Genomic DNA, 26119 nt, shown 5'->3' on the forward strand with positions numbered 1-26119 from the left:
ATTTTCGGTTTGATTGAGTCTGACTACTGCCCAATCAACAAATAAAAAAACGCCTTTTTTGAATCGAAAAAATCGCCGGCCGAACCGCTGGCTCAAAATCACTGTTTCACTGGCTGCCATTCTGATTGCCGGTTTTCTGCTTTTTATATCGTTAATCTGGTCTGGATTCTTTGGCCCCATACCAAATACGGAAGAACTGAGCTCCATTCAGCACCAGCAAGCTACACGCATTCTTTCAGCGGATGGCGAACAGATCGGAACCTATCATCTGCAGAACCGAACAACTGTCTCACTGGATGAGATCGATTCCACCATGGTGGATGCACTTCTCGCGATTGAGGATGTCCGTTTCCACCGGCACAACGGGATTGACTACAGGGCACTGGGACGCGTGTTGGTGCGCACAATTTTGCTCCGCCAGAATTCCGGCGGAGGAAGCACACTTACGCAGCAGCTTGTCAAAAATCTCTATCCCCGTCAGACAAATGGCGGACTTTCCATAATCGCAGAAAAATTTCGGGAGATGATGATCGCCCGAAACATAGAATCGATCTACTCTAAAGATGAAATCCTGGAGCTCTACCTGAACACGGTATCATTCGGTGAGGATACTTTTGGAATTGAGATGGCATCCTATCGTTTTTTCAGTAAACCTCCATCCGACCTGACCCTGCCGGAATCGGCCACGCTTGCTGGTCTGCTCCGGGCCACCACATTTTATAATCCGCACCGGCATCCCGAGCGCGCCACACTTCGCAGGAATATTGTGATTCGCCAGATGGAGAGATACGGTTTCATTCCATCCGAAGAGGCAGAAATTGCGATAGCTGATTCCCTCGATCTGAAATATGACCGCAGAGAGCTGAGTGATGGCCCGGCACCCTATTTCAGGGAGCACCTTCGGCCGATGCTCAGCAGCCTGATCCATACCGAACCTGCACTGGATGGCAAACAGTATAACCTTTACACCGATGGGCTGACAATTCACACCACACTCCAGTCCGAGATCCAGTTTGCTGCCGAAAAAGCTGTTTCCGCCCAGATGAAACATCTGCAACAAATACTTGACAAAGAAATCCAAGCGCGTCCGATTTTCGGTGAAGAGGATCCGGACGTTCTCCGCGCCTGGAGACAGAGCGACCGGTACGTTCACCTGAAAAACCGCGGATACAGCGATGACGAACTCCGGGTGTATTTGCATACACCGGCAACCCGGGTTCTGTTCACGTGGGACGGCTACGAAGAGACCGAGATCACGCCTTACAATGAACTGCGCTACTACCTGTCGTTTATGAACGCCGGTTTTGTTGCAATGCAGCCCGGTACGGGACATGTTTTGGCCTGGGTTGGGGGTATTGAACACAAACACTTTCAGTTTGACCAAGTCACTGCAAGCCGTCAGGCGGGTTCTGCTTTTAAGCCGATACTTTATGCCGCCGCCATCGAAAATGGCCGCACACCTTGCGACTATCAGCGCAATTTCCTGGCAACATATGCCACACACGATGACTGGACGCCGAAAAATGTCCGGGATGAATATGGCGGCCGATACTCTCTCCAGGCCGCGCTTTCCCATTCGATCAATACGGTGGCTGTGCAGCTTGCGGTAGAAACCGGGGTTCCTGCCATCCAAAAAACCGCTGCTGATCTCGGCATTCGGTCCGCCATGCCAGATGCCCCCTCGCTCGCGCTTGGTACAGCAGAAGTTTCGCTCCTGGAATTAACATCTGCCTACACATCGTTTCTCAATTCGGGGAAACCTGCATCTCCGGTGATGGTAACCCACATCACAAATAACCAGGGAGATTTGATTTACGATTTTCGTCAAAAGGACGAGGCTGATCTGGTTTCTGTATCAAACCACTCACATCTGACAACCGTTAAGGATGGCATCGGCGGAATCACACCCGAAACTGCGGCTGCAATAGCGATGATGCTGCAGCGTGCTGTGGATGAAGGCACCGGAACCGCGCTCAAAAATCAATTCGGCATTCAGCAGGTTATCGGCGGGAAAACAGGCACAACTCAAAATTTTGCCGATGGTTGGTTTGTGGGTTTTACACCTGAGTTTGTGTTCGGCACCCGAATCGGCGGATACAATAACAGGGTTCGGTTCAGGGAATTTCCCGCGTATGCCTCTCAAACCGCACTGCCTCTTGCAGGACGTTTTCTCCAGAATCTGCCGGACAGGGTTGAGCTTGCTGGTGATTTTCAGCCGGTACAGTTTTCAGCCGTTGACCTGCCCTACTCCATGGTTTGCGAAGATTACAAAAATGACCGGCTCCGGGATCGTGTGAGTGATTTTTTCAGAGGCCGCAGCAGCGATGAACCGAGAGTGATTGGCGATGAAGAGGATAAAGACCGAAATATATTCAGGCGGCTGGGGCGCCAGCTTGGGATTTCCGGGAATTAATTGATCAGTGGTGGATGCGAAAAGAAAACTATCGGTGCAGAAAGATTGAGTCATCGGATGAGCCATCCATGAATCATATATTGATCCAGTGTAACTCGATTTTTTGAAAAACTCATCCGATGACTATGCGACATTTTATTAAACCCCCACACCCAGGTACCACGTGGCGATTCCGAAGTAGATCAGCACCCCGCCGATATCAGCGATGGAGGTAACCAGCGGTGCCGATGCAGTTGCCGGATCAAGGTTAAAGCGCTGCAGCCCGAACGGCAGCGACATTCCCACAAGGCTGCCGAACAGCACCACAATCATCATCGTTAGCGAAACTACTACAGCCACTTCAATACCGCCCCTGTAAAAGCCGATAAAAGAGACCGCTACGGCCATCAGAATACCGATTCCGAGCGCGATGAGTACTTCCTTACCGAGCAGCCGAAACCAATCTTTCATTTTTACAGTGCCAGTAGCCAGGGCACGAACCATCAGCGTAGCCGCCTGCGAACCTGCATTTCCGCCGCTATCGATCAGCAGCGGCAGGAAGAATACGAGAGCCACAACCGCCTCGATCGTATCCTCGAAATAAGCGATGCCGGCTCCGGAAAAAATATTCATAAAAACCAGGATCAGCAGCCAGGGAAGGCGTTTTATAATCATCGCACTAATACTTGCATCTGCGAGCGTCATTTTACCGAGGCTCACCGATCCCATTTTATGGAAGTCATCTGTCGCTTCCTCTTCCAGAACATCCATCACATCATCAAACGTAATGATCCCCAGCAGCCTTCCCGCTTCATCCTGAACGGGAATTGCAATCAGGTCATATTTCGAAAGCAAATCAGCAGACTCCTCCTGGGAATCAGTGGCATCCACGCTTACCAGGTCGGTAGTCATCAGATCTTCCACCTTATCATTCAACGTAGCCAGCATCAACTCTCTAAGAGATACAAACCCAACCAGCTCACGATTCTCGCCCAGCACATAGATCGTGTAAATCGTTTCCTTATCAGGGGCTTCTCTCTTAATTTTTTTAATCGCCTCCCGAACAGAATTCTCCTTATAAATCCACACGTAATCGGATGTCATTACGGCGCCAGCTGTACCTTCCTTGTAATTGCTCAGGCGCAAAATATCTTCCCGTTCTGCCTTTGCCAGTGAGCGGATAACCGTCTCCTTCAAATCGTCATCCAGGCTTTGCAGAAGATCCACCCTGTCATCGTGCGACATCAGGGAAACCAGCTTTACCAGCCGCTGAAAACGCATGGTTGTGGCCAGGTGCTGCTGGGTTGATTCACTCAGATGATGAAAAACAGCTACTTTTTGCTCAAGGTCCAGCGTATTAAAAATCGGCAGGATGTCTTCATCCTCGAACTGATCCATCAGGTCGGCAAGCGTTGCCGGATGAAGCTCACTTACCTCATCGCGAATGACATCCAGGATTTCATCAGGAGCCTGTGGCTCCAGCAACTCTAACAGTTTTTCCTTTTCCATACTGAGAACTCCTTATCTATAAGCGGCAGATGGAGTTCAGTAAAAAGCTTTAAACTTAAGAGAGAAGCGTTTTACAAACTACAACTGCCAGATTTGATGTAAAACCGGCGGATTGTTTTATAGAGCAATAACTACCGGGTTCGTCCATTTTCTGTTGCAGTTTGTTATCGTTAAGTGCATTCCAATCGGCACCATGAATGCGCTCAATGATAAACTGAAATCGATCAAATTTCAATAGTCTTAAAAATCGTAATCGCTGACAGAAAATTCTCCTGATGAGTTGGGCCGGATTTCAGATGAAAATTCCGGTCGTTCATTCCTATGATAGAAAGGCATCCGGTGAATTGTCAGATAAATACTATCTCAGGAACGGACTGGCTTGGCCAAACATAAAAACGCTTTTCCATATCATATCGGGATGTTTTTTTTAAAATCCGTTTAATTTTGAGGAACGTTTAGATTGGGTTAAATATTGATCAAGTATACGCATGTATGTTTATGCCTATCGCAAATCACAACCCAATCCTCACCTCTATGAAAACAACTACTATTTCACATGTATCAGCGATACTATCTGTATTGTTGTTATTATTTCTAACCACGAGCAGCTCTCTGTCAGCACAGAATGGAGAAAGCGAACGATATCGTGCATTTTTAAGCGGTGCTAATGAAATTTCACCCGTCTTTACTACAGGAAGCGGTGAACTTGAACTTGAACTCATTGGTGATCAACTGACGATCACCGGAGATTTTGAAGGGCTTATCTCTCCGCTGGAACCGGTAGGCGGAACAGGTGCTCATATTCACCTCGGATTTACAGGTCAAAACGGACCGGTGGAAATTCACCTGGACCCGGAGTTGAGTGACAATGGACACGCTGGATCATTTAACGAAACAGTTACATTAAGTACTGAACAATTAGATTATCTACGCCAGCGACAGTTCTATATTAATATTCATTCTGAGCGGTATCCGGCAGGTGAATTAAGGGGACAGATTCTGCCAGCTGATAAAACATATTTACAAACATATGCTTCCGGCGGGCATGAAGTTCCTGCTACTGTAAGCACTGCCCAGGGCGGACTCTCACTTGAGTGGGATGGGTCTGATCTTGTAGTCTCCGGATCGTTCAGCGGCCTTTCAAGTGATTACATGGTTGTAGGTGAAACAGGAAGCGGAGCTCATCTGCACACAGGGTACGCAGGTCAGAATGGTGGTGTTGCGATATCGCTGACCCCAACCCTTGGCGATGATAACAGAAGCGGCACATTCCTTGCTGAGGACAATACATTTACCAATGTTGATGCAGAAGTTGTTCAGACACTGACTGATCGCGGCCACTATTTGAACATCCACACAGAAGATTACCCTGCTGGGGAAATCCGCGGGCAAATTGTACCGGAAGCAAATATTTACTTCTACGCTCCCATTTCCGGTACAAATGAGATTCCACAAAACGCCAGCCAGGGAACCGGAGCTCTGCTTGTGGAGTGGTATGCCGGTGACAGCAGTATATCGGTATCCGGCTCATTCAGCGGCCTTGGTTCCGATTATAATACTGAGGTCGGGTCACACCTCCATGCAGGGCTTGCCGGCCAAAACGGGGGTGTTGAACATGCACTGACACCGGATTTAGACGGAGATCTCCGAAGCGGAACGTACAGTCCCGCTGAGAATGAGTTTACGCTCACTGGAGAGCAAGTTGATCTTTTAGTGGCTCGCTCACTCTACGCAAACATCCATACCGAGGAATTTGGTGCCGGGGAAATACGTGGTCAGGTTGTACCGCTGTCGCAGCATTACTTCACGACTTCACTAACAGGCTTGTCCGAAGTTGAGCCTGTAATATCAGGTGCCACGGGTGGTCTTGTGTTTGAGTTCAGAAACGGGATCCTTACAGCGACCGGCAGCTTCAGCGGACTTGAAAGTAATAATATCGAATCTCCGGGATCACACATTCACGCAGCAGCTGCAGGTGAAAATGGCGGTGTAGTATACGCATTAACTCCGGTTCTGGATGATGAAACAGACGCCCGGGCTGGAACCTACAGTGCTGCTGATAACACCTTCGAACTTTCCGAAGATGAGATCATTCAGCTTGTAACAGCCGAACTGTACGTGAATGTGCACTCCGAAGAAAATCCAAACGGCGAGATCAGGGGGCAGATTCTGTTAGCACCAAATGTAGCACCGGAAACTGCACCGGAAATCACATCGCCTGAGGATGGTGCTGAAATCACTGTTGAGGGCGAAAGCAGCGCTGCATTTGAGCCCATGTGGACATCCTCTGATGATGCTGATGGTGACCAGGTACTGTATATCTGGCAAATAGCACTCGATTCGGATTTTGAACAGGTTGTCTTTTCCGCAAATGCAGGAATGGATACCTCCCTCCCGCTGACGATAGGAATCGTTGATGGTCTGCTTGCAGAGCTCGGCATTGAAGAAGGGTCCAGTGCCACCGTCTGGCACCGTGCCACAGCAACGGACGGAAACGGACTTAATATCGGTTCTGGTTCATCCGTTACACTTGAACGGGGAATTGTAACATCCAGCGAAAACATATCGGAAATCGCTGACAGAGTTCAGCTCGAACAGAACTATCCAAATCCATTCAACCCGACAACAAATATCAGCTACTCACTCCCTCAGCAAACGGATGTACAGTTAAAAGTATATGATATGGTTGGACGCGAAGTTGCCACGCTCATTGACCAGCAGCAACCGGCAGGAGCATATACCGTCAACTTCGATGCATCACAACTTTCAAGCGGAATGTATCTGTACCGGTTGAATACCGGCTCCAATACCATCACGCGAAAAATGATGCTGATCAAATAATCTAACTTTTCTGATCCCAAAACAGCCCGGTTTCGCTGCAGCGCTGTTTTTCAAAACTTATACTTACCTTAAATACTTTAAAGCCCGGTCGTATACTCAACGACCGGGCTTTTTTTGTGTGGTGATCCGCATCTTCAGCTCCGTACATATTTATTTTCGAAACGCGGTGAATTAGTTAGCTCATTTTTGTTTATTTATCAGCTTATGCCTTTACGCCACATTTTGCTTGATACAAAATATCGTTCTGCATGGAGGAGGACTCTTCAGCTCTGGAAACCCCTTGCCATCTGGACCATCGTGGTTTGGCTGATGGTTACCGTCCTGCTTGCTCCGGCAATTACAACCCTCATTTATACCGGCTTTATCCGGGGTGATCGGCTGGTCATCAGCAATGAAGAAATCCTCTACTTCCTCATTACACCATCCGGCCTAATCTTTCTGTTTTTGATTGGCGGGATCAGTGTGATTGCATCCATCATCCGCTACTCCGGGATTTTTCAAATTGTTACCTGCAAGATGAAGCAGTACCCGTTAACCGTACGGGAACTGACCGGTGAAACTATTCCTCTATTGCCCCGGCTCTTCAGATTATCTTTGATTGCAATTGGGGTTGCGCTTGCCGCAGGAATTGTTCTTATAATCGGTTTTTTGCTCATTTATACGGTTTTTCTCTCCGGACAGGATATTAACTATTATCTCTACGAAAAGCCGCCGGAATGGACCTACTCACTCATTGCCGGAGCTATTTGGCTTCTAATTTGCGGAGCTGCAATTCTTTATGTCATCAGCCGGCTATCACTGGCGCTTCCTGCATTTCTTGACCGCAGGATCACCATTCGCATGGCGGTTCAAAGTTCCTGGCATCAGATGGGAAATCAATCCGTAAAACTCTTAAAGATGATAGGAATCACGTTTACGATCTGGTTTCTTCTGCTGATACTGAGTGAAGCCCTGCTTCTTTCCACAACCATTTTAGCGATTGAATATATCTCCGGGTGGATATCACATCCCAGGGCGGTCAGTTCTATTGCCGGGGCTTACCTTATTCTGTCTCAAAGCATATCTGCAATCATCGGCTTTTTTGGGTTCTCTTTTATTTCTGTTCTCCTCACGAAGTTCTATCACGAGGAGAGCGGATTGAAAAAAATTGCCCCGGAAGCTCCCCGTTTTACGGAGTTGAGGGCGAAACTCACTTCGCGCATTAATACTATCTTCACGCCGGTAAGGGCAGCCGTTCTTATACTGCTGCTGTTGATTGGGGGATTGGGTATGAGTGCGCTCCTGGCGTCACAAATTCCTGAGACCGATTCGGTTAAGATTCTCTCGCATCGCGCCGGGCCACCTCCTGCACCCGAAAACACTATTGCCGCACTTGACCTTGCCATCAGCCAGGGTGCAGATATTGCTGAAATTGACGTAATGCGTACCGCTGACGGAACTGTGGTGGTTTTTCATGACCGCGATATGATGCGAATGGCTCAGGATCCGCGCAGAATATCCGACGTTACCTACGATAAAATTTCAGGAATTGAACAACTGCCTGCAGGTGATTTTAGCCCGGAATCGAGAACGATTACCACACTTGAAGAGATGCTTCTGCACGGTAAAAATCGTATTGAATTTATGGTAGAACTTAAATATTACGGATTTGATCCCGATCTCGCCAACGATGTAGTGCAGATCATTCGGGAAACCGGTATGGAAGATCAGGCTTCCATCGCTTCCCTGCAGATCGATCCTGTGAGGGAGCTGGCACTATCAAACAGTGATCTTTCTGTGGGATATATTTCGGCCATTTCTATCGGCAATCTTGCAAGGCTTCCGGTTGACTACATCGCCGTTCAGCATCAGCAAATAACAGGAAGTTTAATCAGAGCTGCACATCAAAATGAGATTGAAGTGTATGCCTGGACAGTAAATCAACCGGAACAAGTGGCTGGAATGATCAACATGGGAGTTGACGGTATCATTACAGATTTTCCTGAAATGGCTGTTCGGGTTTCCGAAGAATTCAGCTCCCTTTCACTTCCAGAGCGTTTTTTACTGTCGATTACAGGCTGGCAGTCCCAAACGGATCAAGTACACCCTGCAGAGATTGAAGTCTTAAGACCTGAATAATCCCCGTGGGAATTAAAAAAATGGCCCCAGAACCATGTAGAGAAATGTAATAACCAGCCAGATAAATAGAATGAAAAACAGGATATACGCAGCTGAAAAAATACTGTATACCTTTATCAATTTCGATTGTTGAGACTCCGCATCCTTTACGGCTTTATTGTGCTCTGAGATAAAACGAATCCCTTTTCCCTTCTCAATTCCAAAAAAACCGGTGAAAGCCCGGTGCACATAATAAAAGAAAAGCTTCCAAAGGAAGAGTAAAAATTCAAGCGTGGTTTTGGGATTAAACTTTTCTGAATGATTGCGCATCAGCAACACCAAAAGATAGCCGTATGCTGCAAACGCGACTAAAGCCACGATAAAAGTGACCACAAAGAGGGATAGGAAAATTAATTCAAGAGACAAATTACCATACTTTTATTTTGAATGAGATTCGGACCCAAGAAATAATAATCCAACAAGCTGTTATATACAAATTACGTTCCTCTACTCGTCCCGCGATGATGTTGGCAGGTTTATGAGCCAGTTGAAGTCATGAAGGAATCGGATCGTACCAGACATGGTATTTTTGTTTACGTAAACCCGCGCTGGATATCAAATAACAACGGAGAACAGATTCTGTTCGGACTGGTAGCCATAAAAAATACCATGTCTCAGAAGTTATTTTCAACAATGGCATATCTTTTCCCACCGCACAGATGGAAGATCACCGATCGGGGGCTGAAATATTATAACTTGGCCGTACCAGACATGGTATTTTTGAACACTGGTCAACTTAATCAGGTTTGGATCAGTAAATGAATAAATGAAGTGAGCTTGGTTTCAAGCACGAAAAATACCATGTCTCAGAAGTTATTTCCGACAATGGCATATCTTTTCCCGTTGCACAGATGGGAGATCGCGGGTCAGAGCCCGCGATGACGTTGACAGGATTATGAGTTCACCACTATCATGCCGTGCTCCGACACGGCATCTCCCATTCATGCTCGATCTGTAGATTCTACCCGTGGCTACCCTTTACGCATGGCACAGATAGGAGATCCCGCATCAGGTGCGGAATGACGTTGATTGGGCTTTTTGTGGTCTTTTACTCATAACGCAGCGACTCCACAGGGTCAAGGCGGGCGGCTTTAATGGCCGGAAAAATCCCTGCAAGAACGCCAATCAAAACCAAAACGCCCGTTGTAACAATCACCGAAACTGCTGAGATCTCCGGCTGACCCAGAAATTCGCCAGCACCCTCATTCAGGTTTAATGAAAGAACGAATTCCACGATTCCGATAGAAATTGCCAGTCCGGCGGCGCCACCCAGCAGGGAGATAAAGATCGACTCAAACAGAAACTGGCTGATGATATGTACTTTCCTCGCCCCGATCGCCTTTTTAAGACCGATCTCACGGGTGCGTTCTTTCACCACCACAAACATGATATTCGCCACACCCACCCCTGCGATCATCAGCGTGAAAAATCCAACGGTAAAGAGAAAATACTCCAGGCCGACCGCAACTGCACGCGTCATCTTTTCATCCTCGATAAAATCCCACATCGGGATCGCCTCGTTATCTTCCGGGTGAAAATTGTATTTGGCCGACAGATAGTTGATCACCCCTTCTTTGACCTGGGGCTGAAGGGATGGATCCCCCGGCCGGATCAGAATGGAGCCCACGGTTTGGTTGCCGTAAAGGTTCCTGAATGAACTGTACGGAATAATGGCCCGGTTAGCATCCGGTCCGTTATTCATGGACGTTTGCATTTTGGGTTCCATCACGCCAATCACCGTAAACGGCACACCGTTCAGTTTTACTTCACCGCCTATCGGGTCTTTATCGCCGAAAAGCGTGACGGCAATTTCATCCCCGAGAAATAACACCTTCCGGTTCTGTTCGATATCCATCTCGTTGATGAAACGTCCGCCCGAAGCGGGATACATCGTACGCATAATTTCAAAATCGGGCCCAACCCCCTCCATATAGGTTGTGGTGATATTTCCGTCATGTTCGAGGCGCATGCCCCAGCGCCCATACTGCGGGCTTGAGTACTCAATACCCGGAACCGCGCGTCTGATCTGTTCCACATCTGCCTCGGTAAAACGGATCGGCCGGCCCATCGGCAGGCCGTCGTACGCCATACCGGTCTGACCGCCATATACGATGATCACCTGGTTTCCGGCTCCCAGCATTCCATTCAACATGCCGGTACCCAGTCCGCGTCCGAATGCCAATAGAATAATCACAGAAAGTGTACCCCAGCCGATTGCGATAAGCGTAAGTGAGGAGCGCAGTTTCTGGCGATTCAGATCTGCAAAAAATTCAGATATCAGGTTTCGAAACATATCAAGTTACCTCAGACAATCTATGATGGTTAGGTTGGCAGCCCGCCAGGCAGGAAGTAAGCCTGCAGCAAACCCGGTAAAGCCGAGTACCGCAAAAGCGATCAATCCAACTTCGGGTGCAAAGTAGGGCGCGCCTACAAAATCTTTAATCGGAATATTCTGCGTAAGCTCCACCAATCCCCAGCCCAGCATATAGCCGGCTGCGGCACCCATCCCAACTATCACGAACGTCTCCAGGAAAAACTGGCTCATGATGCTGAATTTTGTAGCGCCCACAGAGCGGCGGACCCCGATCTCCTTCATCCGTTCCTGAACCACTACAAACATGATATTCGCCACACCGATACCGCCCACCGCCAGCGTAAAAAAGCCGATCAGACCAAGAAATCCGTTGATTGCATAAAACATAATATCGATGAACTCCCAGAAATCATTGGTATCCCAAAGACCGATTGCGTTGCGGTCGGTGGCATCGAACCGGTGTTTTTTGGCTAGCGTGCTGTACACCTGGTCCTGGACCGATTTTGCTACGGCCGGGCTCTCCGGACGATAGATGATATTGTTCAGGAACTGAGTGCCCATCATGGCTGAAAACGTTGTGGCGGGAATAAAGGCCCTGTCGTAATCGCGCTGTGAATAGGAGGAGTTCTGCGTTTTTTCCTCCATCACACCGATCACCGTGAACGGTGTACTTCGCACAAATACCTGCTTCCCAACCGGGTCTTCATCGCCAAATAAATTCTCAGCGAGTTGATTTCCGAGAAATATCACCCTTCGCTGCTGCTCTACATCAAGTTCATTAAGCCAGCGTCCGCCCTCCTGTGGAAAAACATTTCGCAGCTCGTTATACACCGGATAAACACCGCCAATCTGTGAATTTCTGCGATTGGTTCCGTTCACGACCGGAAGATTCTGCATATATTCCGGCGTAACGACTTCAATTTGCGGAATCTCTGCGCGCATCGCCTCCACATCATCCTCCTTGAAGCGGATCGGCCGGCCAATACCATAACCTTCGTATGCTTTGGTAGTCTGACCGGGAAACATGATGGCGATCTGATCGCCCATTCCGCGCATATTGAGCACGGTTTGATCGCGGAATCCGAATCCGAACGCAAGCAGCAGGATCAGCGTGGCGGTTCCCCACATGATACCGAAGATCGTGAGAAAACTGCGCAAACGCTGCTGGTTCAGGTTGCGGAACAGTTCGGATATGATGGTGATAAGGCGCATAAAATTAGATTAAACCGTGTTTTGACCCACCCCCGTCCCCTCCCTATCGCGCCCTGAGGGGACTCGATATGGAGGGGAGCTTCGGAATGAGGTTTTTAACTTAAATCCAATAACTTTTTGGTATAGAATTAGTTCTTTAAGGAGTGTCCCCCTTTTGAAGGGGGACAATTTTTAATTAATATTTTCAGTCTGAGTAACCACTAACAACTTACCGGATCGTCAATCTTCTCGGTTCCGGCTCCAGGACGCTGTCACCCACCGCGAGACCGGAAACCACCTCTATATTAATTGCGTCACTTAACCCAAGCTCTACTTCCCGCTTTTCGCGCTGGCCGGGTTCGGTGCCCGGTATTTCAACCGTTGCCAGGCCATCATTAAATTCCACAAGCCGCTCGGGGATGGTTGGCACATCCAATCTGCGGTTGATGATGATATCGGCATTGGCGGAATACCCTGCGCGCAGTCTCACATCACCGGCATCTATGATTGTAATTTCGATCGGGAATACGGTGGCGTTATCCTGCTGGCGCGCCTTCAGCGAAATCTTTGAAACTTCGCCGTGAACAATCGAACCGGGCAGCGCGCCGATTTTGATCTCCACCGGCATCCCTTCTTCAATTTTTCCGACATCGATCTCATCAACCGTACCTTTAAACAGAAGGTTATCCATCCCTGCGATGCTCATCATTGGAGTTCCGGCCTGGTAGGAGGTCAGCGGCACGATCGGATCACCCTTCTCCACCATTCGCTCAAGAATATAGCCGTCAATCGGGGCACGGATGATCGATTCAATTTTGGTATCGCCTATGGTAATGCGTCCGGATTCGAGAAGCTCAAGCCGCTCTTTTGCGATCTGCTCCCGAACGCTCACATCTTCAACCCGTTCCTGGATTTGCTCAAATTCCCTGTCAGAAATCAGGTTTCGCTGCTTCATCTGATCCATCCGGCCGAGTTCACGTTCCAGGTTCTGCTTTTCAATAAATATTCGTTCCAGGCTCCGTTTTGCCTCAGCCAGTTCAATAGGTGTGGGATCCGGACGCACTTCAATCAGCGGATCGCCCTGCCGTACAAACTGGCCCTCATCCGCATAGATCACATCAACCACGCCGGGTATGATCGATTTTACCTCAATTTCGGTTTCCGGCTCAATCGTGCCGATCGCCAGGGCTTTCTCAACAATGGTGCCTGTTTCGACCATCACGGTTGGCTGCGTGTTTTCTGCATCACTGTTGCCCTGGGAGTGTGAGAAGTAAAAATATCCTCCGCCGGCAATTACAAGGGGAAGAAGAATCCAAAAGAAAAGTCGTTTTTTTGAGCGTGGTGCCATGGTGTGGTTGTCTTTGTTAAAGAAATATATCTACCATTACGCTTGCCGTTTCAAAAGGTTACCGGATTGATAAAAAATGTTAACGGGAGTAGTCTGCGATGACGTTGATGGGGTTTGGAGCTTACAACAAACACTCTGAAATTTTCACTAACATTTTCGCGTATCAATTCTCATATTCATCATCTGTTTATGAATGTTGTGTAAGATTACATCAGACAATCCAGTCAAACGGGAGACCATGAGTAAAACAAAATTAACCGGCCTCATTCTTGGCATCGTCGGGTTTTGTATTCCGCTGATCATACAGTTTCCGGGGCTTTCTCTGCCGGGACATCTCGCCATGAGTATTTTCATTCTCGCCGCCGTTTTCTGGATGTTCGAAACCATCCCGATCTACTCCACATCCATCCTTGTCATTTTCCTGGAGGTGGTTTTACTCAGCGCCGAGGGGTTCATCAACTTCTCCGGGATGGAGTATTCCCCGGTCCCCTATCAAACCTTCATTGCCACACTGGCCGATCCCATCATCATCCTTTTCCTGGGGGGATTTGTTCTTGCTGATGCCGCCGTGAAATATAATTTCGACAAGAACATGACCCGCATCCTGCTAAAACCTTTCGGGCAGGATCCGAAATATATTATTCTCGGTTTGATGGCGGTCACCGCCGTGCTGTCTGCTTTTATGAGCAACACCGCCACCACCGCGATGATGATTACGGTCGTAATACCGATTCTTGCAAAAACGGAAATGACCGATCCGGCCCGGGTCTCTATTGCACTATCGATACCGTTTGCTGCCAATATCGGGGGAGTGGCAACACCGATCGGAACACCGCCAAACGCAGTTGTTATTGCGGCACTGAATCAGCAGGGAATGAATATCGAATTTGGCAGCTGGATGCTTTATGCGGCTCCGCTGGCTGTTGGCATGCTCTTCTTCGCCTGGTTTCTGCTTCTCAAACTTCATCCCCCTGCCACCAAAGTAATTCCGCTGGACCTGAAAGGAAAATGGACGCAATCGCCAAAAGCCTACACGCTTTACGTTGTCTTTGGCCTCACCGTTATATTGTGGATCACTGAAAGTCTGCACGGAATCCGAAGCAGTATTGTGGCACTGCTTCCGGTGGCCGTTCTCACGCTCACAAACACTTTTGAAAAAGAGGATATTCGAAAACTGCCGTGGGAAGTACTCTGGCTGATTGCCGGCGGAATTTCACTCGGAATTGCGATGAAAGAGACAGGCCTGGCCGACTGGCTGGTGGGCAGCATCGCCTGGGATCAGATGTCGTACCTGATGCTGCTTGCCGTTTTTGGCATCGTTGCACTGATGCTCTCCAACTTTTTATCAAACACGGTAACCGCATCGCTGATGATTCCGCTCGGCATCTCACTGGCTACGTCCGGTATTGTTGGCGGCCCGGCCGGTATGATGATCATCGGGCTGGTGATTGCGCTCAGCACAAGCTTCGCCATGGTACTGCCGATATCAACCCCGCCAAATGCTATCGCGGTGAGCACCGGCGTAGTAAAAACCAAAGATATGATCGTGGCCGGAACCATCATCGGCGTTGTGGCGATGGGCATCATCATACTCATGACACGCTTTTACTGGCACTATATCCTTTAAACTGAACCAATATGAAACCAAAAATTTATATACTGATTGTTGAAGATGAACCCGAAGTTCTGGACTCCATCGTGAGGGATATCACCGAGTTTGAAGAGCATTTTGAGGTGGAGATGGCCGATACAGCCGAAGAGGCTGAAGAAATTATCAATGAAATTACAGAAGGAGAAAACCTGATCGGATTGATTTTGTGTGATCACGTTCTGCCGGGCAAAAACGGCGTAGAACTGCTGATTGAGATGCAGCAGAACGAAAAAACGAAACCGACCAAAAAAGTGCTGATAACCGGTCAGGCTGGCCTGGAAGAGACCGTTAAAGCGGTAAACGAAGCCGATCTGAAACACTACATCGCCAAACCGTGGAAAAAAAGTGAGCTGGTAAAAATTACTCGAAATCTGCTTACGGATTTTGTGATCAATCAGGTTAAAGATCCTCTGCCCTACATGCAGATTTTGGATATGGAAAAGATCGCGGACCATTTACGAACGAGTGGTGGAATGACGGATCAGTAGGTTCAAAAAGTGAAAAGTGAAAAAATTATATCATGAAATTCAGATTGGGATCTCAGTGGCTTGATGACCGTTCTTCGGTAACCCGCCTGCTTCAGCGGGTGCTGGATGAAGAGGGACCGTCTGATGATTATCTATTCGACCTGGATAAAGATATCACCCTTTTCCACGAGGGTGATACGCTGAATAACATTTATATTCTGCTTGATGGAGTTGTTCAGCTTTATAAAAAAAAGCCGCATACAGAAAACAATTTCCCTGTATTGGAGCTAAAATCCGGATCACTGATCGGAATTGCAGCATTTACAACAGGACTTCCATCTCTCACAACCGCAAAAACAATGCAAAAATGCCGGTTTTTGCGGATTCCAAAATCAGACGTTGACGACCTGGTTGCAAAACACCCGCAAATGGGGGGTTACCTCGACGAACTGATCCTGGCAAATCTCCTGGAGCGATTTCGTCAGAATATCATCCTGCAAATGAAGCTCGATTCTGCAAATAAGCAGCTTAAAGATGAGCGAAATGAGGTCAAACAAGCATACCGGGAACTCCAGGAAGCGCAAAATAAGCTGGTACATCAGGAAAAACTGGCGACGCTGGGTCAGCTCGTGGCAGGATTTGCTCATGAAGTCAATAACCCAACAGCCGCGCTTCTGAGATCCACCGATACGCTTGAACATCACCTCAGAAAATTTATGACACGTTTTTACAACAATTCAAGCCCCGGAGATGGCAGTGAATTGAGCTTTTTTGAGAAAGGAAAAAAAGCGGGTTTCCCGGATACCAGCACCACCCGGGAGCGGGCCAGGACATTGAAGGAAGAATTTCCCAGTCTGCAAAATTCACAAATCCGCCTGATGGCCCAGATGCAGCCAGATCTGATCGATTCATTGAGGAGCGTGTATGCTGAAAATTCGGATCGAATTCAGTACTATCTTGATCAGTTTGAGTTTGGCAAAATGTTCCAGAATATTGAGTCGGCAGGTGAGCGTATATCGGGATTGGTTAAATCACTGAAAAGTTATAGCCGTGCCGATACGGAAGATCAGTATGAATGGATTGATATCCGCGAAGGCATCCACGATACGCTTCAGCTCACCAGTAACCGCATCAAATTTTATGAGATTTATACCGATCTGCCCGATGTTCCCAAAATTCGGGCGGATGCCGCCGGCCTAAACCAGGTCTGGACCAACATCATCCTGAATGCCTCCGATGTGATGGGAAAAACAGGTTCGCTCGATATCCGATGCGGCAGCAGTGATGATGTAGTTTGGGTTTCGATTCGTGATGATGGCCCCGGAATTGAAGAAGAAATTCTGGATAAAATTTTTGAACCCAACTTTACCACCAAGAAAACCGGGAAAAAATTCGGGCTCGGACTCGGCCTGTCCATATCAAAAGAGATTGTGAATCAGCACGGCGGAACCATTAAAGCTGAAAATGCCGATGAAGGCGGCGCGAGGTTTACGGTGAGGTTGCCAATTGACGGAAACTCCGGGAAAAACGGTTGATCTAATTGAGGACATGCCGGACCCCGAACCATTTGAAGTCATCCCGGCCCCAGAGCCGGGATCTCCTATTCTCGCTCGAACTACAGATCCAGCTAGTGGCTAACATTTTTCCACGGCATGGATGGGAGATCGCGGGTCAGGGCCCGCGATGACGTTAGTATGATTATGAGCCAGTTGAAGTCATGCCGTGCCCTGACACGGCATCTCCTATTCCTGCTTGATCTGTATATCCTGCCAGTGGCAAGCCTTCCCAATATCACTGGGAAAAGGATTTGAAAACTGCGGAACGCAGATTTTCAAACCGAGGGGTGCGTTGAGAGGGAAAGGAGTCAGAATGCGACTACAGTTGTGATCAAGGCTCCGATGAACACACCCCTGATTCCTTCGCTGGCGCTTGGAATCTGTCCCCTCTTGAGAGGGGATTTTATCTTACTGATACCCAATCCAAACCGCAATCGCCAGGGCAAGGGAGGCCAAAACCAGAAGTTTCAGGATCAATGGAGCCACAAACTTAAACCATTTGGCGTAAGGAATTCCGGCCAGGCCGAGGATTCCCATCAGCACGGGGTTGGTCGGTACGATCATGTTCATCAAGCCGTCGCCAAACTGAAAGGCGAGTACTGCAATCTGGCGGGAAACTCCAACAAGATCCCCGATTGGGGCCATCAGCGGCATCGTCACGAACGCCTGACCGCTGCCGGAGGGAATGAAAAAGTTCAGAACACTCTGGATAAACAGCATCCCTATGGCTGCAAATTCCGCACCCACACTGGCAAGCGGAGCAGCGAGTGCATTCACAACAGTGTGCAGGATCAACCCATCCTCCATCAGAAGTGCAATCGCCCGGGCAAAGCCAATTAATAGCGCGGTTCCGGCGAGTTCTGCCGCACCTTTACTGAATGATGAGGCCGTTTTGTTCACGCCCATCCCCGAAATCAGTCCAACCACAATGGCCAGACCGATAAACATCGCGCCCAGCTCCACCAGGTACCAGCCGGCCGCGGAGATCCCAACAACCAGTCCGATCAGCGCCAGGCCTGTGGCAACCAGTACACCCTTGCGCCGGCCGGACATCTCGGGGTAGGACGATGAGCTATCTTCAACAACGCCCTCCCCTTCATCCAGGTAGCTGTTTGCGGGATCAATCTGCACCCTGCGTGCGTACTGCCATACATGATGAAAACCGACCATTAAAAACGGAAGCCCCAGCGCCAGGCGATATCCATACCCGGAAAGTGGCTGAAGGCCCGCCACCTCCTGCGCAATCACCAGCGTAAACGGGTTCATAAACGCAACGCCGTAGCCAATTCCATAGCCCACCACCAGCGTCCCTATCGCGGTGATAGCGTCCAGTTTCATCGCCGCACAGAGGCTCACCAGGATGATTGCGAAAGGGATATACTCCTCGGCAATTCCAAGCGTGGCGGAGGCGGCTGCAAAGGCGAACATCATCATAAAAATGAGCCAGGCCGGCTGCGTGCCAAAGTTCTGGATTATTCTTCCAAGCAGCGCATCGATCGAACCGGTATCACGGATCACTTTTATCGAGCCGCCGATAATCAGCACAAAGAAGATGATGCCCTGCGCATCAGCCAGTGCGCGCGGCACCACGGTCAGCAGCGCCAGCGGACTCAGATATTCTTTCTCGTCAAATTCCGTAAATGTACCGGGCTCCACCACGGTCTGCCCGTGCTCATTTACTGTGCTGTCAAATTCGCCGGAGGGCACCAGCCAGGTAAGAACAAGGGCAAACGCCATCAACCCGAACATCAGGACCAGCGTGTGGGGGAGTTTAAATTTCATGGTAGTCAGTTTTATGTTCTAAAAGTGTTTTTGGAAATAATCTCCCCTTGAGGGGAGATAATGTGAGCGTCCAGCGAAACATTTGAGGGGTGTCCTTAGAGCTCGGAAACAGCCAATGAATTTATTAACAACTTTTGCACAGATCAGAGAACACCCCTCACACCAAACCGGATGGTACCGTTTTGGTGATCTCCCCTCCCCGGGAAAATACACCCGGGACCAGAAAATCACTGGCAGGGGAGATCTTTTAAAAAACCTCCAAGGTTTTTGAAACCTTGGAGGTTTCATTTGAGGTTTTAAAAACGATCATTTGTTCGCATCCCGTTTAATCTCCACAAGCGTGGCGCCCCAGCTGCTTTTATCGGTTGCCAGTCCGTATGACACAACGTGAGGATTTCGGTCGAGCAGAGCGTGAACCCCGCGGCGCAGTGCTCCGGTCCCTTTGCCGTGGATAATCCGAAGCGAGGTGATATTCTTCTCCAGGCACGCCTCAATATATTCCGGCAGCAGCTCTCCCAGCTCGTTCGGTCGAAACGTATGCAGGTCGAGCACGCCATCAATCGGGAGTTCTATCGGATCGGGTTCGTAGGACATGTTTGCTTTTATAACTTTTAAAAATTGGATTCATATCACTGTGATGATAGCACTACGGCATCGAAAAGCAAAAATAATCTCTTTGATGTAATTATTCTAAAAAACAGGTTTGATGTGGTTTTTATAAGATTTTATGCCTAAACCAACGCAAGGAATCCCGTTATGATATTGCTACATTAAGAACGTTCAGTCAAATACCCATAAAACTTCCGCATCATAATCGTGCTCTCCTATTTAAAAAAGAAAGGAGTTGACCTCTCTTTTAAAACCTACTTCGTTACGGCACTCTCCTATATGGCGCTGGGATTATTCGCCTCCCTCATCATAGGTTTGATTATTCGAACTGCCGGCCAGCAATTCGAAATCGAATTTATGGTTTCGGCGGGCCAGGTGGCGATGGATATGATGGGGCCAGCCATTGGAGTCGCTATTGCATACGGATTGAAGGCTCCGCCGCTTGTTCTGTTCGCATCCGCTGCTGCCGGGGCACTCGGGGCGGCAAGTGGCGGCCCGGCCGGGGCTTACGTAGCCGCGCTGCTGGCAACAGAAATTGGGAAACTCGTTGCAGGCTCCACCCGGGTGGATATCATTCTAACACCGCTGGTTACAATTCTTGTCGGCTTTTTTGCAGCAGAATATCTCGGAGTTTTTATCGACCGGGGACTGGTAGCTTTTGGGGAGCTTGTTAACTGGTCAGTGGATCAGCATCCGTTCTGGATGGGGATCCTGGTTGCCGCTTTGATGGGGGTAGCGCTCACCGCTCCGATCTCCAGCGCGGCTATTGCCATCATGATAGGCCTGGAAGGTCTTGCAGCGGGAGCTGCCACGGTTGGATGTTCAGCACAGATGGTCGGTTTTGCAGTTAGCAGCTATCGCGAGAACGGAGTCGGCGGCTTGATTGCGCAGGGAATCGGAACATCCATGCTTCAGATCGCGAATGTTATCAAAAACCCGCTGATATTACTTCCCCCTACCCTGGCAGGTGCTCTGCTCGCTCCATTTGCCACTATGGTATTTCAACTCCAAAATAATCCGGAAGGTGCCGGAATGGGAACGGCCGGTTTTGTGGGACAGATCTTCACCTTCACCACCATGGGCTTTAGATGGGAAATACTTGGGTATGTCACTCTTCTCCATTTCATTGGGCCTGCAATATTATGCCTGGCCCTTTCAGAATATCTGAGAAAGAAAAACCTGATCCAATTTGGAGATATGACGTTGAGATCAGAATAGATGTAAACTGCTTTTATGAACACACCCGTTTTCGTAGTCTACATGCTCTTGGGAGTAATTTTGACAGTTTTTTTTTAGAGTTTATACCCATCTCAAGGAGATGTCTCCATGCGCTCCCGTTGTTCGCTTAGTCGATATGACAGGAGCACGAAGTAAAACAGGACCTCTTCACTTTTCACCTTTAGTTTATATTACAGGCGTACATTTAATAAATCATCTAAATATAATACCTACAACAGGATGAAACAGATCATCAAGAGCATCCTTTTTTCGATCCTTTTACTTGTAACATCAACCGCAGCCGCACAAACCAGCCTCGATGTGGGCGGCTACATGCAAGCGTGGTATATCGCCGATCAGCAGACGGAACTGACAACCGGTGAGACGATAAACACAAACGGATTCCGGCTCCGCCGTGCTCGAATTACCGCACGGGGAGATATCAGCGATCGGTTCAGCACAACGATCTGGACCGATTTTGCAAGTCCAAACAACGTACTGCTCGATTTCCACGCCGATGCCCGTTTTCATCCTGCATTTAATATCCGGGCGGGACAGTTTATCATGCCTGGTCAGTCGCACGACACGGCACGGCTGGTTTCATCAAGGCTGATTTTTTGGGAGCGTCCGTGGGTCTCTACAGCACTTGCATCTGGAATGGGGTTTGATGCGTTCCGGGATATTGGCGTGATGGTCTACGGACGGCACAAAAATCTCTGGTACGGAGTTCACGCCGGAAACGGGGCGGGCCGGTTCACACAGGCCGGAACACACATCACGCAGCGAAAAGCGGGCGGCGGATTGTATGGCACCAGAATGGATCTGGAAATTATGCCGGGGCTTTCTCTGGGCGGACACCTCTCCACAAACCAACAGCGGGAGGTTGTGGAGCGCGGCACCGGGCCGTTTGATATCGACCGGACATCGGCCTCTGTACGGGTTGCCACATCCGACCTGGGAATCGACCGCCTGGATACTCAGTTTGAATACATGGCGATGCGGGTAAATGATGACAGTCGCGGAGTGCGAACCGTCCCCGATGGTGTATATAATCTGGATGGGTTTTATGGCGAGATCGTCTACGGAATCACCAGGAAGTGGCACATTCTCGGCCGGTTTGACAGAATGAATCAGAGTCCGGGGCAGGGCGCCGGTTTTTCTGCTGATGAATCTTTCCAGCGGGATCAGTTCACGCTCGGCCTCACCCGATACCTCTTTCAAAACGATCGCGAAATTGCCCGGGCGCATCTGAATTACGCCGCAAGCAACTCATCACCCGGCGGACTGGATTCGCATATTATTGTGCTGGTGATGCAGCTGAGGTTTATCCCAATTTAGAAACTCAGACACCTGCTATCTATTCGAGCTCCCTTTCTCAATGTGATGATCTATCATCTTTTTATACAATTCCTGAATCGTCTCATCCAAAGACATGTCAGTGCTTACGTGAATGATCTGCTTTTCGTCAAGTTCATCAGGCGAACTGTATCCCGAGTTCAGCATTTCAAAATCCTCGCGCCGCGCGTCTGAAATCACGTCCTGCTTTTCCTCTCTTGCCTCCAGCCGCCCGATGATCGTTTTTTCAGATGCGCGGGCTTCAATAAAAAGGTAGGAAATAGATTGTTTTCCTAACTCATCCTTCAGTTCCTGCCTCCGCTCTGCATTGCTGAATGTAGCATCCAGGATTGCATGCCGACCTTTGGGAATTTCGCGAATCGCAGAGTTGGTCAGCCTGCCGTAGGTTTTAGACGTCATATCTGGTGTATACAGTGAAGGGCGATCAGATGCAGGTGTTCGTTTATCCAGTGGCAAGCCGGCAAGTGATTTCCGAACGGTATCCGACGAAAAGCTTTTGATTCCCAACCGATTTGCCAAATGGTTTGCCAGCGTGCTTTTTCCCGTACCCACCCGTCCCATAAAAATGATCACGGCCGGCTCCGAACCCAGCAATGCGTAGCGCAGCGACAGGTTGAAATATTGACGGGCTTTCTCTTTCGCCTTTTCGCGTTCACTTTCCGGAACCTCTTCTTCGGTGCTTTGAAAACTCTTCACTTTTCCTTTCACATAAGCGCGATAACATTTATAAAAATCGATGATCTCCAGCAGGCTATCATCCCCCAGCCTCTCCGCCATCTGATCCACAAAATAACGCTCCATCTCCCACAAATGATTGAAATCAAGGTCCATGGCCAGGAACGCGAGGTCCGCCGCCAGATCTCCGTACCGGAATCTCTCATTAAACTCAATACAGTCGTAAATCTGCACCTTTTCCGGCGTGATATGGATATGCTCCAGGTGCAGATCGCCATGGCCGTCCACAATCCTCCCGTACTCTATTCTCTGCTGAAAAAGCTCCGCCCGCTCCCGGAAAAATTGGCAGGTAAAATACCGGATCGCCTCAAAACTGTTCTGCCCGATCGTTTGATTTATGAACTGCTTTGTCTGATCAAAATTTTCGTCGGTATTTACTTTTATTGTTTCAATTTTTCCCCATTTCGACAGATCAGAATTCCGGTTTTGATCTGTATAAAATGAAGCCAGGGTATCGGCCACCCGGTCAAGATGGCTGCGGGACAAGCTGTCTTCCTCTATGAATTGATGCAGGAAATATTCTTCCGGAAGGCGCCGCATTTTTACAGCGTACTCTGCAATATCCCCGGATTCCAGGACCTCCTCTTCAAAGGTATACCGGCCGTCCTGTTTGATAAAGCCGACAACCCCAATGTAGATATCATCACTCAGACGGCGATTCAGCTCAACCTCCTTCTCGCATAAAGTTTTGCGTTTCTCCAGCGTACTGTAATCCAGAAACCCCAGATCCAGCGGTTTCTTGATTTTATAGACAAACGAACCCGCGAGAAACACATGAGAGATGTGGGTCTGAATATGCTGTACATCTTCAAGCTGATAAGGGTAAGATTCGGGTTTTTTCAAGAAACGGATCAGTTCTGAATAATCTGGTTTCGGCGTCTTTTGATCCATATCAAGCCAGCTTTTTTGATGTGGTAATGTTCTTTCAAAAGTAAGCAAATCCGCAATAAAAAATTGGATTCATGATATCCGCTCAAAAACTAATCACCCTCAAAAAGAGTAAAACATCACCGCCATAAAATGGGTGGATGTTCCGGCCAGCACAAACAGGTGCCATACGAAATGGGTGTAGGTGCGGCGGGGAAGCAGGTAGAAGATGACGCCCAGGGTATACGCGGCGCCACCGACCGCTAACCACAGAAGCCCGGCAAGCTCCATGGTTTCAATCATCGGCTTAATTCCGATGAAAATCATCCATCCCATCAAGAGGTAAAATGCCACGTATACTTTCATCCTGGTTTTACCCAGAAACAGCCTGAGCGTGATGCCGACAATCGCCACAAACCATATCAGCGCAAACATAAACCAGCCAAAGGTTCCCTGCAAAATGCCAACGGTAAACGGTGTGTAAGTACCGGCAATCAGGATAAAAATGGCTACATGATCAAAGAGCTGAAAAACGTCCTTGGCTTTCCCAATTCTCAGGCCGTGAAATAGTGTGGAAGAGAGATAAAGCAGAATTGCCGAGGTAATAAAAACGCTGACTCCGGCAACAACAAGCGCATCCCCGTGATGAACGGCATAGTAGATCAGAAATGGAGCCGCTACTATGGCGGCAACCGCACCTACACCATGGCTGATGGCGTTGGCGATCTCCTCTTTTCGGGTCTGCTCAGAATGATTTTTAATCTTAAATATCCACATATTTTTAAAACGTTCACATTTAAGATAATATTGAAAAGAGAGATAATTTTAAATTTAGTATGTTTCGGTAGCTTGTAAAAAATTCTGGTAACCGTGATCGAATCCCTCATCCATTTTTTCGAAGATATCCCCACCGCTTATCGATCAGTTATTCTGATCGGCGGTATTTTTCTGTTCTGGGTGATGGAAGGCGTGATTCCGCTGTTCCGGTTTCAATACAACAAATACCACCACGCCGGCATCAATCTGCTCTTTACCCTCTTTACTGCAATCATCGGCTTTGGTTTTGCGGGGGTGCTCTACTACACCTCCCACTGGGTTACGGTAAACGAATTTGGCCTGCTCCACCTCGCGGATTTCCCGCTCTGGGCTAAAATTATTATCGGGGTGATGCTGCTCGATTTTATCGGCGCATACTTCGTTCACTGGGTGGAGCACAAGGTAAAATGGATGTGGAAATTCCATCTGATCCATCACACCGATACCACCGTGGATGTAACTACCGGTCTCCGCCACCATCCAGGGGAAACGGTGTTTCGCATCGGGTTCACCATTATGGGCGTTTTTCTGGTCGGTGTACCGATCGGGATTGTGATGCTCTATCAAAGTATCTCGGTGCTTTTTGCACACCTGACCCACGCCAACATCAACATGCCGCGAAAGGTGGATCGCGCCATCTCGTACCTGTTTGTGACACCCAACATGCACAAAGTTCACCACCACTACATGCAGCCGCTCACCGATACCAACTACGGCAACATCTTTGCGATATGGGATCGTATATTTGGCACCTATGCCGAGGTTAATGATCCGAAGGAGATCAGGTATGGAATTGATACTCATATGGATCCCGAGGAGAACGACCGTGTGGGAAACCTTCTAAAGATTCCGTTTCAAGAGTATCGTCCGCCGCGTGGGAAAGACGAGAAGCACAAGCGGGAAGTGGATTAGCAGGACATAATTCCGCTTCGATATAGTCATCCCGGCCCCCGAGCCGGGATCTCCCATTCCTGTTCGATCTGCAGATCCAGACATTGGCAAACCTTTCCTCGCTGCATAGATGGGAGATCGCGGATCGGAGTCCGCGATGACGATGGATAGTTCATCAGCGGAGCTGATGTGTTCTTGCGTCTCGGTGCAGAGCACCTGGACGAGCATGGTTCCTGGGCGAAATTCTTTAACTGCATTATGGCGTATCTGTTCGCTGAATTCTCGTCGTTTTCGGAGTTTTCGATAATTCATAACTTGTGCATTTTTTGGTTAAGCTATGTTAGAGACAGACACCTCCTGCACCCTGTACCCTGCACCTTGAACCTTGAAACGCGGGTCAGCGACGCCGCCCTGCTTGT

19 protein-coding genes are annotated in these 26119 nt (G+C 48.7%); 9 read left to right on the forward strand and 10 right to left on the reverse strand.

From position 1 onward, the window contains the following. Nucleotides 1–58 precede the first annotated feature (58 nt). On the forward strand, nucleotides 59–2413 hold the full coding sequence (locus tag DYD21_RS01860) for a transglycosylase domain-containing protein (protein WP_158551379.1): 2355 nt from the start codon (nucleotides 59–61) through the stop codon (nucleotides 2411–2413). Between the two features lie 138 nt (nucleotides 2414–2551). Here the strand turns inward: DYD21_RS01860 and mgtE are convergent, their stop codons facing one another. Next, entirely contained in the window at nucleotides 2552–3901 is a 1350-nt protein-coding gene (gene mgtE, locus DYD21_RS01865) for a magnesium transporter (RefSeq protein WP_116031397.1), read from the reverse strand. A 534-nt stretch (nucleotides 3902–4435) separates the two neighbouring features. Between mgtE and DYD21_RS01875 the strand changes: the two genes are divergently transcribed. Both DYD21_RS01875 and DYD21_RS01880 read left to right on the forward strand, forming a co-directional pair. Further along, entirely contained in the window at nucleotides 4436–6742 is a 2307-nt protein-coding gene (locus DYD21_RS01875) for a CHRD domain-containing protein (protein ID WP_158551380.1), read from the forward strand. A 204-nt stretch (nucleotides 6743–6946) separates the two neighbouring features. Next, nucleotides 6947–8860 (forward strand): glycerophosphodiester phosphodiesterase family protein, encoded by a 1914-nt coding sequence (locus DYD21_RS01880; RefSeq protein WP_147303467.1) that lies wholly within the window; start codon nucleotides 6947–6949, stop codon nucleotides 8858–8860. Between the two features lie 12 nt (nucleotides 8861–8872). Here DYD21_RS01880 and DYD21_RS01885 read toward each other — a convergent pair whose 3' ends face one another. The 4 genes from DYD21_RS01885 to DYD21_RS01905 form a co-directional block, all read right to left on the reverse strand. Next, nucleotides 8873–9265, reverse strand: coding sequence for a hypothetical protein (locus tag DYD21_RS01885; RefSeq protein ID WP_116031415.1), 393 nt, complete (start codon nucleotides 9263–9265; stop codon nucleotides 8873–8875). Nucleotides 9266–9947: 682 nt separating this feature from the next. Then, entirely contained in the window at nucleotides 9948–11192 is a 1245-nt protein-coding gene (locus DYD21_RS01895; RefSeq protein ID WP_116031421.1) for an ABC transporter permease, read from the reverse strand. Nucleotides 11193–11198: 6 nt separating this feature from the next. Continuing rightward, complete coding sequence (locus tag DYD21_RS01900) at nucleotides 11199–12425, reverse strand: ABC transporter permease (RefSeq protein WP_116031425.1); 1227 nt, start codon at nucleotides 12423–12425, stop codon at nucleotides 11199–11201. A gap of 208 nt (nucleotides 12426–12633) precedes the next feature. Beyond that, nucleotides 12634–13752: an efflux RND transporter periplasmic adaptor subunit gene (locus DYD21_RS01905; protein ID WP_116031428.1), complete on the reverse strand. Its 1119-nt coding sequence runs from the start codon at nucleotides 13750–13752 to the stop codon at nucleotides 12634–12636. 238 nt (nucleotides 13753–13990) lie between these two features. Here DYD21_RS01905 and DYD21_RS01910 point away from each other — a divergent pair, with 238 nt between their 5' ends. The 3 genes from DYD21_RS01910 to DYD21_RS01920 are packed head-to-tail and all read left to right on the forward strand — an operon-like array spanning nucleotide 13991 to nucleotide 17405. Next, nucleotides 13991–15379: a DASS family sodium-coupled anion symporter gene (locus tag DYD21_RS01910; RefSeq protein WP_116031431.1), complete on the forward strand. Its 1389-nt coding sequence runs from the start codon at nucleotides 13991–13993 to the stop codon at nucleotides 15377–15379. 11 nt (nucleotides 15380–15390) lie between these two features. Continuing rightward, on the forward strand, nucleotides 15391–15891 hold the full coding sequence (locus DYD21_RS01915; RefSeq protein ID WP_116031435.1) for a response regulator: 501 nt from the start codon (nucleotides 15391–15393) through the stop codon (nucleotides 15889–15891). A 32-nt stretch (nucleotides 15892–15923) separates the two neighbouring features. Then, nucleotides 15924–17405, forward strand: a complete 1482-nt coding sequence (locus tag DYD21_RS01920; protein ID WP_116031438.1) for an ATP-binding protein — start codon at nucleotides 15924–15926, stop codon at nucleotides 17403–17405. A 429-nt stretch (nucleotides 17406–17834) separates the two neighbouring features. On the opposite strand, the gene DYD21_RS01925 is transcribed toward DYD21_RS01920, so the two are convergent. Then, on the reverse strand, nucleotides 17835–19208 hold the full coding sequence (locus DYD21_RS01925; RefSeq protein WP_116031442.1) for a YfcC family protein: 1374 nt from the start codon (nucleotides 19206–19208) through the stop codon (nucleotides 17835–17837). Nucleotides 19209–19514: 306 nt separating this feature from the next. Beyond that, entirely contained in the window at nucleotides 19515–19802 is a 288-nt protein-coding gene (locus DYD21_RS01930) for a Smr/MutS family protein (protein WP_116031447.1), read from the reverse strand. Between the two features lie 222 nt (nucleotides 19803–20024). Here DYD21_RS01930 and DYD21_RS01935 point away from each other — a divergent pair, with 222 nt between their 5' ends. Next, the gene (locus DYD21_RS01935) at nucleotides 20025–21035 is read left to right on the forward strand and encodes a PTS transporter subunit IIC (protein WP_116031451.1); all 1011 of its coding nucleotides are present in this window, start codon (nucleotides 20025–20027) and stop codon (nucleotides 21033–21035) included. 240 nt (nucleotides 21036–21275) lie between these two features. Then, nucleotides 21276–22373: a porin gene (locus tag DYD21_RS01940; RefSeq protein WP_116031455.1), complete on the forward strand. Its 1098-nt coding sequence runs from the start codon at nucleotides 21276–21278 to the stop codon at nucleotides 22371–22373. A gap of 15 nt (nucleotides 22374–22388) precedes the next feature. On the opposite strand, the gene DYD21_RS01945 is transcribed toward DYD21_RS01940, so the two are convergent. Together DYD21_RS01945 and DYD21_RS01950 are read right to left on the reverse strand one after the other, a co-directional pair. Further along, entirely contained in the window at nucleotides 22389–24017 is a 1629-nt protein-coding gene (locus DYD21_RS01945; protein ID WP_116031460.1) for an AAA family ATPase, read from the reverse strand. 99 nt (nucleotides 24018–24116) lie between these two features. Next, nucleotides 24117–24770, reverse strand: coding sequence for a hemolysin III family protein (locus tag DYD21_RS01950; RefSeq protein WP_116031463.1), 654 nt, complete (start codon nucleotides 24768–24770; stop codon nucleotides 24117–24119). Nucleotides 24771–24863: 93 nt separating this feature from the next. Between DYD21_RS01950 and DYD21_RS01955 the strand changes: the two genes are divergently transcribed. Then, a complete protein-coding gene (locus DYD21_RS01955; RefSeq protein ID WP_233505461.1) occupies nucleotides 24864–25721 on the forward strand; it encodes a sterol desaturase family protein in 858 nt (285 codons plus the stop codon). On the opposite strand, the gene DYD21_RS20860 is transcribed toward DYD21_RS01955, so the two are convergent. Then, the gene (locus tag DYD21_RS20860; RefSeq protein WP_147303468.1) at nucleotides 25650–26012 is read right to left on the reverse strand and encodes a hypothetical protein; all 363 of its coding nucleotides are present in this window, start codon (nucleotides 26010–26012) and stop codon (nucleotides 25650–25652) included. The two genes, DYD21_RS01955 and DYD21_RS20860, sit on opposite strands and share 72 nt — an antisense overlap. Nucleotides 26013–26119 lie beyond the last annotated feature (107 nt).

It is taken from the genome of Rhodohalobacter sp. SW132, assembly GCF_003390325.1.
Taxonomy (GTDB): Bacteria; Bacteroidota; Rhodothermia; order Balneolales; family Balneolaceae; genus SW132.

Coding starts and splice junctions, on each gene's coding strand:
- DYD21_RS01910 (WP_116031431.1), top strand. CDS start 13,991: ATGAGTAAAACAAAATTAACCGGCCTCATTCTTGGCATCGTCGGGTTT.
- DYD21_RS01920 (WP_116031438.1), top strand. CDS start 15,924: ATGAAATTCAGATTGGGATCTCAGTGGCTTGATGACCGTTCTTCGGTA.
- DYD21_RS01940 (WP_116031455.1), top strand. CDS start 21,276: ATGAAACAGATCATCAAGAGCATCCTTTTTTCGATCCTTTTACTTGTA.
- DYD21_RS01945 (WP_116031460.1), bottom strand. CDS start 24,017: ATGGATCAAAAGACGCCGAAACCAGATTATTCAGAACTGATCCGTTTC.
- DYD21_RS01895 (WP_116031421.1), bottom strand. CDS start 11,192: ATGTTTCGAAACCTGATATCTGAATTTTTTGCAGATCTGAATCGCCAG.
- DYD21_RS01915 (WP_116031435.1), top strand. CDS start 15,391: ATGAAACCAAAAATTTATATACTGATTGTTGAAGATGAACCCGAAGTT.
- DYD21_RS01930 (WP_116031447.1), bottom strand. CDS start 19,802: ATGTCCTACGAACCCGATCCGATAGAACTCCCGATTGATGGCGTGCTC.
- DYD21_RS01880 (WP_147303467.1), top strand. CDS start 6,947: ATGCCTTTACGCCACATTTTGCTTGATACAAAATATCGTTCTGCATGG.
- DYD21_RS01900 (WP_116031425.1), bottom strand. CDS start 12,425: ATGCGCCTTATCACCATCATATCCGAACTGTTCCGCAACCTGAACCAG.
- DYD21_RS20860 (WP_147303468.1), bottom strand. CDS start 26,012: ATGAATTATCGAAAACTCCGAAAACGACGAGAATTCAGCGAACAGATA.
- DYD21_RS01905 (WP_116031428.1), bottom strand. CDS start 13,752: ATGGCACCACGCTCAAAAAAACGACTTTTCTTTTGGATTCTTCTTCCC.
- DYD21_RS01950 (WP_116031463.1), bottom strand. CDS start 24,770: ATGTGGATATTTAAGATTAAAAATCATTCTGAGCAGACCCGAAAAGAG.
- DYD21_RS01925 (WP_116031442.1), bottom strand. CDS start 19,208: ATGAAATTTAAACTCCCCCACACGCTGGTCCTGATGTTCGGGTTGATG.
- mgtE (WP_116031397.1), bottom strand. CDS start 3,901: ATGGAAAAGGAAAAACTGTTAGAGTTGCTGGAGCCACAGGCTCCTGAT.
- DYD21_RS01875 (WP_158551380.1), top strand. CDS start 4,436: ATGAAAACAACTACTATTTCACATGTATCAGCGATACTATCTGTATTG.